Raw genomic sequence first — 16,785 nt, 5'->3', positions numbered from 1 at the left:
TCTATCGTGTCACCATATTACGCGAGACTCAGTAGGCAGGCGGCCGATCTCTTCCGGCCCATTTATGAACGAACCGACGGTGTAGATGGCTGGGTTTCCTTGGAGGTATCGCCGCTGCTCGCTCGCGACACGGCTGGCACGCTGGCTGCGGCCATGGCTCTCCACAAGCGCGCTGACCGCCCCAATCTCTTCATCAAGATTCCAGGTACCAGTGAGGGACTTTCGGCAATTGAAGAAGCAATTTTCGCGGGCGTGCCCGTCAATGTAACTCTGTTGTTCAGCGGTGCGCAATATGTCGCTGCTGCAGAAGCTTACATGCGCGGTATTGAGCGGCGCATAGCCGCCGGACTGAATCCAGATGTCGGTTCCGTCGCTTCACTCTTTGTCAGCCGTTGGGATGTTGCAGTAGCACAGAATGTGCCTGAGATGTTGCACAACCAATTAGGAATCGCCATCGCCAAGAAGGCTTATGAGTTGTATCGTACACTGCTCGATTCGCCGCGGTGGCAGCGAATTCAAAGCGCTGGAGCCCGCCCGCAGCGTCTTTTATGGGCCAGCACAGGAACCAAGGATCCTATGGCTTCGAAGATTCTGTACGTCCAGGCCCTCGCCTTGCCTTCCACGATCAACACAATGCCCGAGGCAACCTTGAATGCTCTTGCCACTCACCAGGATTTGGTAGAAGCTCTACCGGAAAACAACGACAGAATATTCACTGAATTTGCAATAGCTGGCATTGATACCGATGCCATCGCTACCCAGTTGCTCAGTGAAGGCATCGCTTCGTTCGCCAATTCATGGAGCGATCTTTTGGATTGCATTGCTTCGAAGAGCGAAGCGCTCAAAGCAGCGCTTGCCTGAGCTTCGGGCGGGCGGGGATCTTCACTCGTGTACGCAATTTCTGAGAATTGTGGCTTCAAAGTGCGTACACATCCATTTCTTCAGATACCGCCTTTACCAAGCAGTATTCCAATGCCGAAGGTCACGGCGCCTTCCAATGCGCCGACAATGGTCATTTCAAAGCCGGAGGACCACAAGGAACGTGTAGTGATCAGAGACTTGGCTGCGCCGACGGCAAAGTGGGCAGCCAATGAGATGATAGCCGCAGCAATGACCGCCTCGATCCCATGCATGAAGAAGAAGGGGATGATCGGAATGCTTGCACCGACAGCGGTGGAGAGAGCACCGGAACTGGCCGAAATCAACGGGTTGGAGAGTGCTTCCTCAGAGGAGCCAAGGCGTTCGCTCGCCAGAGCGCACAGCAACTGCTCAGGGTCGCTGGCAATGTGGTTGACCATATGTTGAGCGTCATCCTCTGGAAGGCCTTTGGTTTGATAGTAGAGGGAAAGTAGTTCTCGTGCCTCAGGGCCGTTCATATGGATGGCTTCGCGTTCGCGCGCAACCTCCGCGCGGTAAATCTCGCGCTCACTCTTGGCTGCGAGGTAAGCGCCTGAACCCATCGAGAGTGCGCTTGCGATCATGCCCGAGAGACCCGCGAGAAGAACATATTTGCTGTCGCCGGCGGTGGCACCTGAGACACCAGAGACAATGCCGAAGATAGCACCGAGACCATCATTGACGCCGTAGATGGCATCACCGATCCAAGAACCAGGCCGCTTGCGTCCTTGGTCGCTCTTTGCCAGCAAGTCTTTGAGCGCCGCTTTGATGTCGAGTTTAGTAGAACCGCCCAAGACCGGATAGCGTCCGCGTAACAGAGACCCAAGTTCCTGGTAGTGACCCTTCTCATCCTCGATAACACGATCGAGGATCGCGAGAGAACCTGCATCTCCCAATTCTTTTAGTTGTTCGCCGTATTTTGCAATGTCGCGGCTTTCGTCAATCTCCAATCGGCGTAAGGCCATCTGTATGCCGCCGGCGCGGTTGGCCAACGAGTCCGCCTCCCCTCGTTCACTACCTTTGTAAACCGGTGCCAGACCATTCAACTCACGGATGCGACCAGCCCACAATGCTGCGTGCTCCCATTCGGCGTCAGACAAGTGATGTAGCACCTGGGCGCGCACAGGGTCGCTATCGCGTTCCGCTAAAGTCTGATAGGTATAGTGCCCCTCCATCTCGGCTTGCCAATTGGCACCAAGTGCATCGAGGACTTTCTTAAGTTCGCCGCCGGTCAACGCATCATTGGCCAAGTCTCACTCCTATTTTGCAGGTTGTTCGTCTGTCGTTAACATTTTCCCGGTCAGTGGAAGATTGATCGTGGACTGCGTTCAATTCTGTTTGCCGAATGCTGGAGAATGCTCATGCAACTTGGATGTTCAGGAAATATTGAGATGTGCGAAAGCTGGAAATTTGACAACATCCAGGACCGCACCGAAGGCAACCGCAGCAACAAACTCGGCGGCTATGACTGCAATGGGCAATGGCTTCATTGCGATTCCAAAGCTTGCGAGAGTTGAAATGATAAGGACATCGGCTACCGAAGAGAGTACGAGCCAAATGCTTGGGCGCAGACCCCAGAGATGCTGTCGTCCGCGAATGACATAGGTTGTGGCCTGGCTGCCAAAGACGATACTGACCACGGTCAGCGTTTGAAGTTCCTCAATGCCGAGATGCAACCTGAATTTGCCAACTGCCAGGACTGCCGTGGAGAAGGCAAGAAAGCAGAGTCCGAGCATCACTCCCGCACTCGTGATTCGGCCGATCTGCCAGGAGTTTGGCATCTTGGATGGTCGCACTCGGTCCGTGGTCAGTGACATGGCGAGAAAGTCGCCAGTGATCATCACAATGACCATCAGCATCGGAGTGAGAACCGCGTGCCCCGTCATGACCAGGCCAACCGCCAATAAGAGCGCCTGAAATACCTTCTTCTGAACCGAGTTGAGCGTATAGGTGAGGATGCGTTGAAATGTGATTCGGCCTTCTTTTACAGCAGCCACAATGCCGCCCAGCCCAGCTTCAGTTAACACGACGCCGGCAGCCGACTTAGCGACATCCGTTGCGGTCGATACCGCGATGCCTATCTGTGCCTGCCGCAGCGCAGGCGCGTCATTTGCGCCATCGCCGCACATCCCAACTGTGTGGCCGCTCTTTTGGAAAGCTTTAACCAGGTCGATTTTGCCTTCAGGAAGAACGCCTGCAAAGACCGAGTAATCTTGCGGTTGAATGCCGTCTGGTAGCTTGCCGGGCGGGCAGACTGATCCCTGCAATCCAACCGCTTGAGCGACGATTGCAGCAGTGGCCGGAGCATCGCCTGTCACCATGACTGTGCGCACGCCAAGACCATTCAACTCCGAGATAAGAGAGGCTGAGTCAGTCCGCGGCGGGTCGCTCAGGGCTATCAATCCAATGATCTGGTTTGATGATGGCGCTCCCACAGCAACTGCCAATACTCGAAAACCTTGCTTTTCGAGTTCTTCTACGATAGCAGTAGCGGCAGGCGAAGGCGCGGTAAGTGCGACAACCGCAGTGAACGCTCCCTTGATCATTCGTTCCGAATTCCCCTCTGGATCTGTCGCTGCTGCTTCCGAGGTTTTCTTGACAGGATCGAACGGGACAAAAGCGGTCAGGTTTGGCAAACCGGTGGCTATCTTGTGCGACGCAGCGAGTCGAATGGCAGCGTCAACTGGGTCCTGACCTCCTACAGAACTTGCCAGCGCGGCCATTCCGAGAACGTGCGCTTCGTCGAATCCAGGCAGTGGACGAACGCTCGTGACTGTTAGTTCATTGCGTGTCAGAGTTCCGGTCTTGTCTGAGCACAATACATCGATCGATGCAGCTTCGTCCACAGCGGAAAGCCGAGTTGGCAATACTCCCTGCTTGGCCAGAGCGCGAGCTCCAATCGCGGCAGCGAGCGTGAATGTTGCCGGTAATGCGACTGGTATGATGGCAAGCACAGAGGTCAGCAACAACGGAATCATCTCGCTCGACGGCATCGCATGGTGATAGGCGTAGGCTCCTATCGCGGCGATAACGAGAGAATTGAAGATCGCTAGGTTGCGGATGATCCTGAGCACTGCTTTCTGCTGCGTGCTCACCACATGAGCAGTGCGAATGAGTTCGGCCGTGCGGCCAAATTTAGTGCGCGTACCGGTGGCCGTTACGATGGCAGTGGCCTCGCCGCGCCGAACCAAAGCTCCAGCAAATGTATCTAAGCCAGGACCTGCCTCAATAGGAAGGGATTCACCTGTAAGCATCGACTGATCGAGTTCAACCGATCCACTAATTAAATGCACATCGGCAGCAACCACGCCACCAAGCGACAGCTTTACCAGATCGTCGCATACCAGCTCTGCTGCGGGCACAGTCTTCCATTCACCGTCCCGCTGGACCGAAGCGTTGAGAGCCAGGCGGGATTTGAGAGCGGCAAGAGTTGCCTGAGCGCGGCTTTCCTGAAAGTAAGCAAGAGCCGCGTTGAAAACAAGCAGAGCAGCTATGACCGCAGCCTCGTAATACTTATGAAGGACGACCTCAAGCACAACGGACGCTTCAAGCAGCCATGGTACAGGTGCCCAGAATTTAGCCAGTGCATTACGCAGTGGATGAGCCGACGTGTCCGGCATTGCGTTGGGGCCGTCTTTTTCAAGACGGCCCCTGGCTTCCTCGCTTGTGAGGCCCTTTGGGTCGGCTAAGTTCTTTTCTGATGAGGTTGGTGTTTCCACGCTATTCGCATTCAAAGTTGGTCCCCGAATTGTGCAATCTTGCTACCACCATTCCATCGAGCGTGTCGAAGGCGTCTTCAGATCCGGGTTTGGCTTTGCAGAGCGAAGAAGCAAGAGCGGGCACTGCACGAGCTTGACAACCTTCTCGGCAATCGAGCCAAAGATCAGCGGATGCCAGCCAGAGATTCCGTGCGTCGAGATTACGACCATGTCGATATGCTCTCGGTCCACCACTTCCATGATGTTTCCAGCCACATCATTTCCAATTTCGAGAATGGTTTTCGCCTTAATGCCTTTTCCAGAGAGAACCGCATGGCACTTCGCCAAATGCTTTTCAACTTGAGTTCTTGCCTCTTTCAGAAACGATTCTTCTGGAACAAAATCAGGCAAGGTTGTGGTCGGGAAAAACGGAATGACATTGACGAGAAACAACTCGGCGTGAAAGTGCAGTGCCAAGTCACTTGCCATCTCCAATGCAGCCTTTGATGATGGACTGAAGTCAATGGGCAACAGAATCTTTGTTGGAATTGACGGAAATACGCGAACTTCTGACATGATGCACTCCTCTAAGAATCAGTGTGGCTTTATTGTCGTTGCTCATCTCAGCGATGACTGTTCTCTATTGAGCATCAAGTCGTGTACCCGATTGCTCAGAACTTGCGGTCTATAGGTGGAAGACTCACTCTGAACCGAGTGCAGCCGAGTAACGGAGCTGCGAGCTGCATTTTGATGACATTCACAGTCAATTCTGAAATGGAGAAGATCATGACCACGACAAACTCTGTAGTAGCAGTTTATGACACCCACGAGCAGACCGAAAACGCTATTAAACAGCTGCAAGAGGCGGGCATTGATATGAAGAGCCTTTCGATTGCAGCCAGGAATACGCACACCGATGAACATGTCGTTGGCTATTACAACGCTGGTGACCGTATGAAGTATTGGGGCAAGGTCGGAGCATTCTGGGGCGGATTCTGGGGACTGTTATTCGGCTCCGCTGCATTCGCAATACCAGGACTCGGACCTATTTTGGTAGCAGGTCCGCTCGTGGCATGGATCGTCGCAGGTCTTGAAGGCGCAGTCGTTGTCGGAGGCGTCAGTGCTGTTGGCGCAGGCCTCGTGAGCATTGGCATTCCCAAGGACAGCGTTCTGAAATACGATGTGGCGCTGAAGACTGACAAGTTTCTGCTGATTGTTCATGGTACGCCGGATGCAGTAGACAAAGCAAAGGACATCATCGCGGGGACCGAACATAGTTACTACACAGTACATAGCGAGAATGTCTTTGCTTAACATCAATTTGCTATCAATTGGGAGCGGGATGCACCAAGACAAGGTCTCGGGTCATCCTGCTCGAAACTGGTGTGAAAGGTAATACCAATGAAACAGAGCAGTTCGTTCCAGGCCATGATATTTGCGGTAATTCTTGCTGCTGGCGCTCTCGCGGCTTTCTCCTTGCATCATAACTCATCCGATGTTGCGGCCATCGTCATCCTGTGTCTGTCGCTTGTTCTGGCTTACATTGTTGCTTCGGCAATCCAGGTTGCAGACCAATGGAACAAGGCAGTTGTTCTACGGCTAGGGAAATTCAGATCTCTTGAAGGCCCGGGCTTGTTCTTGATCATCCCAATTGTCGAATCCATTCCTTACTGGATCGATACGCGCGTCCTGACAAGTTCATTCAAGGCAGAGAAAACCCTGACGAAAGACACTGTGCCAGTGGATGTGGATGCGGTTTTGTTTTGGAAAATCATTGACCCCAAGAAAGCAGCCTTGGATGTAGCGGATTATCAGAGCGCAATCAACTGGGCCTCACAAACGGCCCTGCGCGATGTGATTGGCAAGACGATGCTCTCCGACATGCTCGAGGGAAGAGACAAGATAAGCGTTGACTTGCAGAAGATCATTGACGTTCGTACTGAGCCGTGGGGCATTAATGTTATTTCCGTCGAGGTGAAGGACGTGTTGATTCCATCTGCGTTGGAAGACGCAATGTCAATGCAGGCGCAGGCCGAGCGCGAGCGTCAAGCCCGTGTAATCCTTGGCGACTCCGAGCGTCAGGTTGCAGAAAAATTCGGAGAGGCAGCCAAGACCTACACCAACAATCCGGTCGCCTTGCATCTTCGTGCAATGAATATGCTGTACGAGGGATTGAAGCAGAATTCCACCATCGTGATTGTCCCCAGCACCGCAGTTGAATCAATGCAATTGGGCGGTTTGGCAGGTCTGACAGCGTTGACTATGGGGCTAGGCCAGGAGCGAGCAATCAAAGAGAGATTGGAGCAAAGCCATGCATCTACTGCGCCAATCCCAGAAGATAGTTCACTTCCTCTCACACCTTGCCATACAGAACAGTTGGGAAACCCGTGTACAGGAAGTTTTTAGCGGGGGAAGATGGCTCCCTTGCATCTTTCTGCACGTAGGACTGAAAGAAGGCAATCTCAAAGCAGATGCCGCCGAGATCCAATCGTACAACAGCAATTGCCTATCGAGCCTATAATGGATGTGTCCTCGGAAGGAGACACGTCCTTGCTCAAGAAACCGTTGCTGATCGGTCTTGCAGTTGTCCTGGCGATCTCTACTTCCCCTGCTCTGCTGGCGGTAAACGCCGCAGTTCCAGCTGATTCAGTAACCTACAGGCTGCGACTCTATCATCTCCATACGGGCGAACATCTCGATGTGGTATACCGCATTGGCAATCAGTATCTGCCTGATGGAATTGCGGAGTTGGACCATTTCCTCCGTGACCACCGCACCGGCGATGTGAAGGACTACGACATCCGTGAATTCGATCTGCTACATGACCTGTTGGTAAAACTGGGGCATCCTGATAACGAAATCGACATTGTCTGCGGGTATCGCACTCCGTGGAGTAATACCTATCTCCGCGAGCGCAGCAGCGGCGTTGCACTACACAGTCAGCACATGGAAGCCAAGGCCATCGACATCCGCATTCCCGGCATTCAAACTGCCCTGGTGCGTGATGCAGCGCTCGCTCTTCAGAGAGGCGGCGTAGGGTATTACGCCCAGTCGGATTTTGTGCATGTCGATGTTGGTCCAGTGCGCCACTGGTAGTGCGGCTCGCCGATCTAATGATAGGGCTGTCCATGGGACAGCGATTCATTGAGCGGGGCATCGTTCCCATAGATGTCGTCGTAGAAATAAACTTCGCCATTTTCCTCGACGATTGCAGTCAGATACACAATCACAACTGGCAGTGGCCTGGTGAGGTTCACCTGTTGATTGTTCGGTCCCGACTGCATGGCGGCTTCTATCTTCTCTAGCGTCCACTTCGGCTGATCATGCAGCAGCCACGCCGCAAGTTCTGCAGGCTTTTCCACACGAATGCATCCATGACTGAAGTCGCGTCTCGACCGGTTGAACAACTGCGGAGTCGGAGTGCTGTGAAGATATACGTCAAATTCATTGGGAAACATGAACTTGACCAATCCAAGTGCGTTCGACGGTCCTGGCTTTTGCCGCACCAACAACTTCCCGGATTGTATCTGAGCCAGCATGGCGGCGCTTACTGTTCCGCCGCTGACAACCTTCCCACTTTGATCTGTAGCCTCGAAGCCCTTCCTTGCCAGATAGCCGGGATTCTTGCGAAGTTTAGGCACAATTTCAGCACGAATAATATCTAAAGGAAGATTCCAATACGGACGAAAGATGATGTACTTCATCTCCTTGACAAAGACGGGCGTCTGATGTTGAAAGGCTTTCCCTACAACGACATTCATGCGCATCGCGATAGTGTGATCGTCTGAAAACACTCGCAACATGAACCCTGGAATATTCACCGTGACGGGCAATCGTGGATAATCTGGCGGCAGCCATCTCCACCTCTCAAGAGCATCTTCCAACTGGGTTATGCGGACGCTCAACGGAACATTCAACTGGCGAAGTGTTTCTTTATCTAATTCGCCGTCAGAGTTCAATCCGTGGCGGGCTTGAAAATGTTTTACCGCATCTGCCAATGGCTTGTCGTAGGCAGTTCCATCCGAATTCACAGCAGCGTTCTGTGACAAATCGCCAAGCAGGCGAAGGCGCTGGCCTAACTGTGCCACACTGCTGTATGTATCGCCAATGTGCACGGTTTGCAGCGGAACAGGCAACGGTTGACTATGGTCCTGGGCTGCAAGGGTTAGATAGGTTTGCAATGCGGTCTCTGTGCGCTTATAGCCAAGGTATTGAGGTTCTACCTCGTTCAATACTTCCTGCACATTGCTTGCCGTCAGGACCAATTGTGAAAGGAACTGCGGCAAGTCGTAGTGCTTCTGGTTAAGATCAATCCCAAATCCAACAGGCTTCGGATTTAATCTTCCAGTGCGGAGATTAGAGAGATACCGCATCGTACTGATCGTCAAAGCTGCGTCGAATTGTGCCACAGTATCAGCGTTTCCAGACCCGGCTTTGAGAGCAACCAATCGGGCCGGCCACTGCGATGCATCGTAGTCTTCTGCGTTCAATCCCTTATGCTGGCTGTCTTCGAGAGCCGAGATAACGGCCAGTGCCTGTGGTGTCGCTTGACCTTCGCGGACCCACGCTGGTGTGTAATGAATAGACTCATACATCGATTGAACATTTTGTCGACAATCGTCAAAGTTCGCCCAATGGAGCACAGCAAGCGTCTCGGCGGACGTGAGTGTACGCAAACGATCAGCAACTGCTTCAGGGTCTACGTTCTTGCTTCCCATGCCAGGCAAAGCTTCTCTCAGCGAGTGGCAACCGGATGCAAACAGGCAAAATATCAGTAATAACGCGTATGCGGTGGCAGTATTTGCAGGACGGTTGAGAAATAGACAGGCAGAGTGGGGTTCGCACTGATGAGCAATGCGATTGGATAAGCTGGTTTCTGGCGTGGTTGCAGATGATGCATTCGATGAGCGCAACATGATTGTAGGTATGGTCAAAGGGCTTGTCCGACCCGGGTCTCGCCGGCCGGCCTAACGTTCCGATATGCACGCATAAGCGCAGATGCCTGTATAACGACTTCTGCGTGCTGCGCAATAGTTCTGTTCAACCAGGTCTCGAACCCGTCGGCGGAATGATTAAAATATGAAGGAAGATGTTTTGCGCCCGGTCTTTTACGCGCTACAAGAGGCGTGTGATCTGGCTGGTTGAAGCTCTGATAAGTCATCCTTATTCCTGTTCCGATTACATTGTAGACAAGCATAACCACGTTGATGAAAATTGTTTCTTATTGCCGAGATGTCAGGCTACAAATCAACCAAATTCCGTGAAGCCATTTATTCGCCCAGCTTCAACGAAAGCAAGATCAGCTAGTCAACATTGGCTGGTAATGGAGGCAGTTTTCGCCAGTGCCGGAGACACCCAGGACTAATTGCGCGTTATAGACGGCATCTCGTGCACCGTGGACGATGAGTAAATACTTGTCGGTCTTCAAAGCCACTTCGTATTTGATCACACTGTCCTTCGGAATGCCGATACTCACCAGACCTGCCCCAAGCGCGCTGACTCCGCCAACCACAACAGCGCCCTCAAGACCAGCGACAACCCAGCTAACAAGAGGACCGGCTACCAGAATCGGCCCCAACCCCGGTATTGCGAATGCGGCGGACCCGAACAACAGTCCCCAGAATCCACCCCAGAATGCCCCGACAGATCCCCAATACTTCATGCGGTCACCTGCATTGTAATAGCCGACGACCTGTTCATCGGTGTGCATGTTTCTGCCTACGATTGAAAGGCACTTCATTTCGACGCCAGCTACTTGAAGCGCCTTGATCGCTTTTTCTGCCTGTTCGTGAGTATCGTATACGGCGACAACTGAATTTGTTGCAGACATTGTTTTCTCCATCAATCTCATAGTAGGTAGCGCAAACCGTGAACCGCTGCAGGCGTCGAGTCACATTCTTGACAAGAGCCGTGGCGCTGATCTTTCGAACGCGCACACCGTCAAAGTCCGATACTGACGCCATTACCGCACGATTGACATGATCCTCCCATCGCGAACCGGTAACCATCTGTTCAATTGGATACAGTCATTTCAATTTGGCAGATAGACAATCGCATTGTGTGATGGAAGCACTTCACGCAAAAGCCTCTTGCGGTGGTGTGGCAAGACGCATTCGGTAGATAGAAAGAGAAAGCGCGATGTCTACGACGCAATTTGATCCAGAACCGAACACCTACCTCGTAGGTGGAGGTATCGCCTCTCTTGCCGCAGCGGTCTTCTTGATTCGCGATGGGTTTATTCCCGGGCACACAATTACGATCATTGAGGAATCATCCAGAATCGGTGGCAGTCTGGACGCAGCCAGGAATCCAGATGACGGTTATGTGATGAGGGGCGGTCGCATGATCGAAAGCAAGTATTTGTGCACCTTCGATCTCTTTTCATCAATCCCCACTCTCGATGGGAGTCGAACCGTGACGCGGGAGATACTTGACTGGAATGAAACGATGAAGACCGCGTCGAAGTCCCGCCTCTTTCGAGATGGACGCAGTATCGACGCGCCCGCGTTTGGCTTGAGCGAGAGTCATATTCTGACGCTTGAGCGCCTGGCACTTGAACCCGAACATCTCCTTGGACGAAGCACCATCTCCGATCAGTTTGATCCTGAGTTCTTTAAGTCGGACTTCTGGCATATGTGGTGCACGACTTTTGCCTTTCAACCCTGGCATAGCGCGGTTGAATTCAAGCGTTACCTCGTACGCTTCACCCACATGGTTTCTGGGTTCAGCACACTTACTGGCATCATGCGAACCGTCTATAACCAGTACGATTCGATGGTGCGGCCGCTCCAGAAATGGCTCGAAGAACGCGGCGTGAAAATCATGCTGGATACAGATGTTATCGATCTAAGCTTCTATTATGAAGATGACAGTTATTCTGTTGATCAGATTATTATCGATAATGGCGCATGTCTAAAAGAAATCGCTATTAACAAGCAAGACAGAGTTATCATCACGCTGGGTTCCATGACAGAGGCTTCCAGTCTTGGCTCTATGGAATCGCCTCCGCCGTTGCTCGGTAAACCCGATAGAGGTTCTTGGGCTCTGTGGGAGAAGATTGCCGAAGATCATGCTCAGTTCGGCCGCCCTGACAACTTCGCTGAGCACATTGAGCAATCCAAGTGGATATCCTTTACGACCACTCTTCACGACCCAATGTTCTTCCAATTAATCCACGATCTAACCGGTAACGTTCCCGGTGAAGGCGGCCTTATTACCTTTCCGGAATCGAGTTGGCTTGCCTCGATTGTGTTGCCGCACCAGCCACATTTCATCGGGCAACCAGATAATGTACAGGTTCTCTGGGGTTATGGATTGTTCGTCGATGTGCCAGGCAACTACGTGAAGAAGCCTATGTCGAAATGCTCAGGGCGTGAAATCATGTCGGAGATACTCGGCCATTTGCACCTCGAAGCGCATACCACCGAAATTCTCGATACCGCCAATTGCATCCCCTGCATGATGCCTTTTATCACCAGCCAGTTTCTTCCTCGAAGCAAGGGTGATCGTCCTCAGGTGATTCCTGAAGGCTCGAAGAATCTTGCCTTCGTCGGGCAGTTTTGCGAATTGCCGGACGATGTGGTGTTCACAGTGGAGTACTCCATTCGCTCTGCGCAGACAGCGGTTTATTCATTGATTGGCTTGGACCGAAAGGTGCCACCCGTATATAAGGGGCAATTCAATCCCCGCGTATTGCTGGATGCATTTCTAGCTTTGCACGAAATTGGCGTCTAGATCGGACGACCACGGGTGAGCTATATCTAACATGGTTAGCTCCCATTGCGTGTAGACAAAACCGAGGCCATAAGTAAGGGGACCACTATTGCTCCTTTGGAAGTCGTTTCTGATCGCCTTCAGTGTTCTTCTGCCGCTGATCAATCCGCTCGGTTCGGCTCTGGTTTTTCTCGGGTTGGCTGGAGAAGCGCCCCCGAAAGTCTATCGCTCATTGGCGCGCAGAATCGCCATCAATAACATCATCTTTCTGGCAATTATTGAGTTATTGGGGGCGGCGATTCTCAATTTCTTCGGCATATCTCTGCCGATCGTCCAGCTTTCCGGCGGCATTGTCATCGCGGCGATGGGTTGGTCTGTCTTGAACGAAAGGGATGCCCGTGCGATGCTAAAGAACAAGGAAGAGGAGAGTGAGGTTCGCGACGAGACACGAACGCGATACCTGGAACAAGGAGCTTTTTACCCGTTTACCTTTCCGGTGACCTCCGGGCCTGGAACGCTTGTCGCGTTGCTGACTCTCACCGCTCATATCTCGGATCGAGTGATTTCAAAAAATATTCTGGCTCATGCAGGAGTATTTCTCGCCGTAGTTGTCCTCAGCGTCCTTGTCTACTTCTGCTATGCATATGCGCCGAAGATCACCAATATCATTCCGCCATCAACAGCGCATGGAATTCTGCGGGTAGTTGCATTCATTCTGCTTTGCATTGGCGTTCAGATCGCATGGAACGGCTTGGATACGCTGCTTTCAAATCTGCTGCGTCCGTGATTGCGATTGACTGAATATCCGCTTAATTCATATCGCATGTGTCAGTGTGCAAATATGCACAGTCCGCAACCCGCGCATATGAGATGATCCAGCATCTCATACCAGTCATTGCGTCGGAAATGCATCGATGCATATCGGCTGACGCACAAGCAACTCCGTGTAGGTAGACAGGATGAACAACATGCCAATCAAAGCAGTTCTGCACATTGGGAATAACCCTGAAGAAGCGCAGTTGATCGGCGATATGTTCAAACATCATGGGGCATACTCATTCATATTGACCCATGTGGAGTGTTTGGCGGACGCTGAGATGTATCTTGCCGAGCATTCGGTGAGCGTAGTTCTGCTGGACCTGGATTGCGCTCTCGCGTCAGGCGCGGATGCAATATCCCGAACCATGGCAGCGGCGGGAGGCGCTTCCATCGTGCTGCTCACTAGCCAAAGAGATGAATCCATCGCCGTACATGCTATGGAGAGTGGAGTGCAGGACTATCTGATTAAGAGTAAATTCGAGCCGGGCGAACTAATTCACACCCTACGTAATTCCATGGCTCGCAAAAAGCTCGAAGAAAGCTTGCTCTTTGAAAAGAACCGGGCCCAGGTTACTCTTGACTGCATCGGCGATGCTGTAATATGCACCGATAACGAAGGAAATGTATCATTCCTTAATCCCATCGCAGAAAGGTTGACGGGCTGGTCGCTAATGGAGGCAACTGGCCGACCACTGGCCGAGTCATTCCGCATTATGGACGCGGCGACTGGGACGCTTGCCTCCGATCCGACGAGGAATGTCATTGAGCAAGGCCGGACCACTCATCTACCATTAAACTGCATCCTCACCCGACGCGACGGGAACCAGATATTTATCGAAGACTCTGTCGCCCCCATCCGCGACAGTAGCGGAGTGGAAGCCGGATCAGTGCTGGTATTCCGCGATGTGAGCGCGGCGCACGCCCAGGCAGCAGAGATCACTCATCTTGTTGAACACGACCCACTGACCGGCCTGCCGAACCGCTTGCTATTGAACGACCGTCTTGATCAGGCGATAGCGAGGTCCGGACGAAAGACGAGTACGATGGCTGTGCTGTTCCTGGATTTGGATGGCTTTAAGCACATCAACGATTCTCTGGGACATCCGGTTGGCGACCTGCTTCTTCAATCTGTAGCTGAGCGACTGCAAGGCTGTATCCGCGCCCCTGACACGGTCAGTCGACAGGGCGGTGATGAGTTTGTGGTGCTGCTCAACGATACACAGAATGCAGAATCCGCCGCTATGACAGCCAAAAGGATTCTAAACGCTATAGCCTTACCACATGACATTAAAGGCCGCGACCTGAACGTCACCGCCAGCATCGGAATAAGCGTTTTCCCTTGCGATGGAGTAAACGCAGAGACGCTTATCAAGAATGCCGACACAGCGATGTACCAGGCAAAGGCCGGCGGCCGGCGGATATTCAGGTTCTTCACGCCGGAGATGAACGTCCGCGCGGTCGAACGGCAATCCATGGAAGAAGACATGCGCCGCGCTCTTGTTCAGGATGAATTTAGTCTGGTCTACCAACCCATCGTCAATATTCAATCTGGAGTTATTACCGGGGCGGAAGCGCTTCTGCGTTGGACGCACCCGACACACGGACAAATTGAACCGTCGGTGTTTATTCCGGCGGCGGAAGACAGTGGCTTGATTCTGCAAATCGGTGCCTGGGTTCTGCGAGAAGCCTGTAGGCAAGCGAAGGCTTGGATGGATGCGGGCTTGCAACCCATCACCATGTCCGTGAATGTCTCCGCAACCCAGTTTCGCAGTGAGGACTTCATGGATAATCTGAACGCTATCCTGGATGAAACCGGTCTACGCTCGGAATATCTCAATCTTGAGGTCACCGAAAGTGTCCTTATGGAGCGAGCTAAACCTGGAGTACCCATTTTCGAGACAATAAGGGATCGCGGGATGCTGGTGTCTGTAGACGATTTCGGCATGGGCTACTCAAGCTTGAGCTATTTGCAAAAGTTCCCGTTGGATGTGCTCAAGATCGACCAGTCATTTGTGCGCCAGATCTCTGCGGACCCCAGCGAAACGAGCATTGTGAGCGCGATTATCAGCATAGGAAAGAGTTTGAAACTGCGGGTGGTCGCCGAGGGGGTTGAGTCGGCGCAAGACTTGGCATTTCTCAAAACGCAAAGCTGCGACGAGGCACAGGGTTTCTACTTCAGCCGCCCGGTTCCCGCCGACCAGTTCGCCAAGCTACACAAAAAGGAGATGAATTGATTTCAGGGAAGTAGTGGATGAGAGCAGTACTCTGCTGGTAGCCAAATTATCTACCTTTAGAGACTATGAAATGATGGCATTAAAGGTTTGCCTCCTATGTTATATGCAAAACTACTCAGATCATTTGCAATATTGCGGCCAGGCTGGAAGAACGCGTCTATCTTTTGGAAATGTTGGCAAATCACTTGACGAACAAACAGCGCATCAACGCATTTATCTTCGCCGTATTGGCCGTCATGATTCTAATTCCAAGGATCGGCTGCGCACAGGCTGCCTTGCTGATCGAGCAGCCCTATGGCTTTTTTGGAGTTGTTAATCCGACGGGGCACAATGCAGTCTATTTTGAGCGAATCTGTGCTGATACTCCGGTGAGACTGAGACGCTGCAACTCCGGCGAGTTGGGCGCGGTTCTCTCCCGCTATCAAGGGATGTCTGGCTACGACTGGGTGGCAATCCCTCTGGTTCCATATTTATATTCTGTCGAAGATATTGCAGCCGTTCAACCACACATCGATCCGCCTACGGTCAAGCGACTACGCAGTCGATATCACGAGGCTCATCTGCTCTGTCTGGGAGAAACACTGCGTCCTGGTAATCTGATAAAGGGAGGGTGGACGCAACTGGTGGGCGCGGCGTATGAACGGCGCATCTATGCCTTTCGCTTTGAAACAACCGAAGCGCAGGATGATGCCCTGATTGCATTATTGAACTCTCAACCGAATCATTCGCACTTCGATTTGATCGTCAATAATTGTGCCGACTTTGCGCGCAAGCTCCTCAATTATTATTATCCTGGAAAATTCAAGCGTGGAATATTTCCAGATGCGGGCGTGACTACTCCCAAGCAACTGGCTCACAAGCTGGCACGTTGTGCGCGAAAACATCCTGAGATGAATCTTACGGTCTTTGAGATCCCTCAGATTCCAGGCAATCGCCGCCTGAGCCACTCTAACAAGGATGTTGACGAATCTCTTTCGACGACTCTTTATGCGATCCCAATCGCGCTGGTCAATCCTTATCTGGCGGGAGGTCTATTTGTGGACTATCTTGTACGTGGACGCTATCGCATCGTTCCCAAGCATCCCATGGTCTTGACACCAGACGAACTAACGGCGTGGGCTCGACCCGCCTCAGTAAGCCGATCATTGGTCGCGCACTCTCCTGCCGTAGTTCATCCTACTGGCGCTGAGTCAATGACTTCAGAACCCGTTGTGCCCGCTGCATCCGAGTCTCCGTTGCTAATGATCGCCGAACCAAGCCCACAAGATGTGAAGAAAATGCAACCATGAATAGTTCTTTATCGGTCATCACGCATTCACTGCTCGGCATTCAACTGTTTGCTCCGAGAAGCATGAGCAAAAGAGAGCAGAAGCAGTTCACTTCGAATAGTTCAATTACGAAGGAGGAGATTTCAGAGAGCGCAA

At 52.3% G+C, this 16,785-nt stretch carries 13 protein-coding genes; 8 read left to right on the top strand and 5 right to left on the bottom strand.

Annotated elements, in window-relative coordinates; all coding sequences use genetic code 11:
- Window positions 1-6: 6 nt before the first annotated feature.
- Window positions 7-861 (top strand): transaldolase family protein, encoded by an 855-nt coding sequence (locus ACOBR2_RS01450; RefSeq protein WP_420238306.1) that lies wholly within the window; start codon window positions 7-9, stop codon window positions 859-861.
- 80 nt (window positions 862-941) lie between these two features.
- On the opposite strand, the gene ACOBR2_RS01445 is transcribed toward ACOBR2_RS01450, so the two are convergent.
- From ACOBR2_RS01445 to ACOBR2_RS01435, 3 genes are all read right to left on the bottom strand, one after another.
- Window positions 942-2,147 carry a VIT1/CCC1 transporter family protein gene (locus tag ACOBR2_RS01445; protein ID WP_420238305.1) on the bottom strand — a complete coding sequence of 402 codons (1,206 nt, stop codon included), beginning with the start codon at window positions 2,145-2,147 and terminating at the stop codon, window positions 942-944.
- A gap of 126 nt (window positions 2,148-2,273) precedes the next feature.
- Window positions 2,274-4,631, bottom strand: coding sequence for an HAD-IC family P-type ATPase (locus ACOBR2_RS01440; RefSeq protein ID WP_420238304.1), 2,358 nt, complete (start codon window positions 4,629-4,631; stop codon window positions 2,274-2,276).
- Between the two features lie 27 nt (window positions 4,632-4,658).
- Complete coding sequence (locus ACOBR2_RS01435; RefSeq protein ID WP_420238303.1) at window positions 4,659-5,171, bottom strand: universal stress protein; 513 nt, start codon at window positions 5,169-5,171, stop codon at window positions 4,659-4,661.
- 210 nt (window positions 5,172-5,381) lie between these two features.
- Between ACOBR2_RS01435 and ACOBR2_RS01430 the strand changes: the two genes are divergently transcribed.
- The 3 genes from ACOBR2_RS01430 (at window position 5,382) to ACOBR2_RS01420 (ending at window position 7,691) form a co-directional block, all read left to right on the top strand.
- A complete protein-coding gene (locus ACOBR2_RS01430; protein WP_420238302.1) occupies window positions 5,382-5,909 on the top strand; it encodes a general stress protein in 528 nt (175 codons plus the stop codon).
- 87 nt (window positions 5,910-5,996) lie between these two features.
- Window positions 5,997-7,001, top strand: coding sequence for a slipin family protein (locus tag ACOBR2_RS01425; protein ID WP_420238301.1), 1,005 nt, complete (start codon window positions 5,997-5,999; stop codon window positions 6,999-7,001).
- A gap of 144 nt (window positions 7,002-7,145) precedes the next feature.
- Window positions 7,146-7,691: a YcbK family protein gene (locus tag ACOBR2_RS01420; RefSeq protein WP_420238300.1), complete on the top strand. Its 546-nt coding sequence runs from the start codon at window positions 7,146-7,148 to the stop codon at window positions 7,689-7,691.
- 14 nt (window positions 7,692-7,705) lie between these two features.
- Here the strand turns inward: ACOBR2_RS01420 and ACOBR2_RS01415 are convergent, their stop codons facing one another.
- Together ACOBR2_RS01415 and ACOBR2_RS01410 are read right to left on the bottom strand one after the other, a co-directional pair.
- Window positions 7,706-9,511: a L,D-transpeptidase family protein gene (locus ACOBR2_RS01415; RefSeq protein ID WP_420238299.1), complete on the bottom strand. Its 1,806-nt coding sequence runs from the start codon at window positions 9,509-9,511 to the stop codon at window positions 7,706-7,708.
- A 383-nt stretch (window positions 9,512-9,894) separates the two neighbouring features.
- Entirely contained in the window at window positions 9,895-10,425 is a 531-nt protein-coding gene (locus ACOBR2_RS01410; RefSeq protein WP_420238298.1) for a general stress protein, read from the bottom strand.
- Between the two features lie 308 nt (window positions 10,426-10,733).
- Between ACOBR2_RS01410 and ACOBR2_RS01405 the strand changes: the two genes are divergently transcribed.
- The 4 genes from ACOBR2_RS01405 to ACOBR2_RS01390 all read left to right on the top strand — a co-directional run bounded on the left by ACOBR2_RS01405 (window position 10,734) and on the right by ACOBR2_RS01390 (window position 16,650).
- On the top strand, window positions 10,734-12,329 hold the full coding sequence (locus ACOBR2_RS01405) for an oleate hydratase (RefSeq protein ID WP_420238297.1): 1,596 nt from the start codon (window positions 10,734-10,736) through the stop codon (window positions 12,327-12,329).
- A gap of 88 nt (window positions 12,330-12,417) precedes the next feature.
- Window positions 12,418-13,095, top strand: a complete 678-nt coding sequence (locus ACOBR2_RS01400) for a MarC family protein (RefSeq protein ID WP_420238296.1) — start codon at window positions 12,418-12,420, stop codon at window positions 13,093-13,095.
- 181 nt (window positions 13,096-13,276) lie between these two features.
- Window positions 13,277-15,361: a putative bifunctional diguanylate cyclase/phosphodiesterase gene (locus tag ACOBR2_RS01395; RefSeq protein ID WP_420238295.1), complete on the top strand. Its 2,085-nt coding sequence runs from the start codon at window positions 13,277-13,279 to the stop codon at window positions 15,359-15,361.
- 170 nt (window positions 15,362-15,531) lie between these two features.
- Window positions 15,532-16,650 (top strand): hypothetical protein, encoded by a 1,119-nt coding sequence (locus ACOBR2_RS01390; RefSeq protein ID WP_420238294.1) that lies wholly within the window; start codon window positions 15,532-15,534, stop codon window positions 16,648-16,650.
- The last annotated feature ends 135 nt before the right edge of the window (window positions 16,651-16,785 follow it).

It is taken from the genome of Telmatobacter bradus (genome assembly GCF_048629425.1).
Lineage (GTDB): Bacteria > Acidobacteriota > Terriglobia > Terriglobales > Acidobacteriaceae > Telmatobacter > Telmatobacter bradus.
The sequence above is the reverse complement of the archived record's forward strand: the minus strand, read 5'-3'. Positions and strand labels throughout refer to the sequence as shown.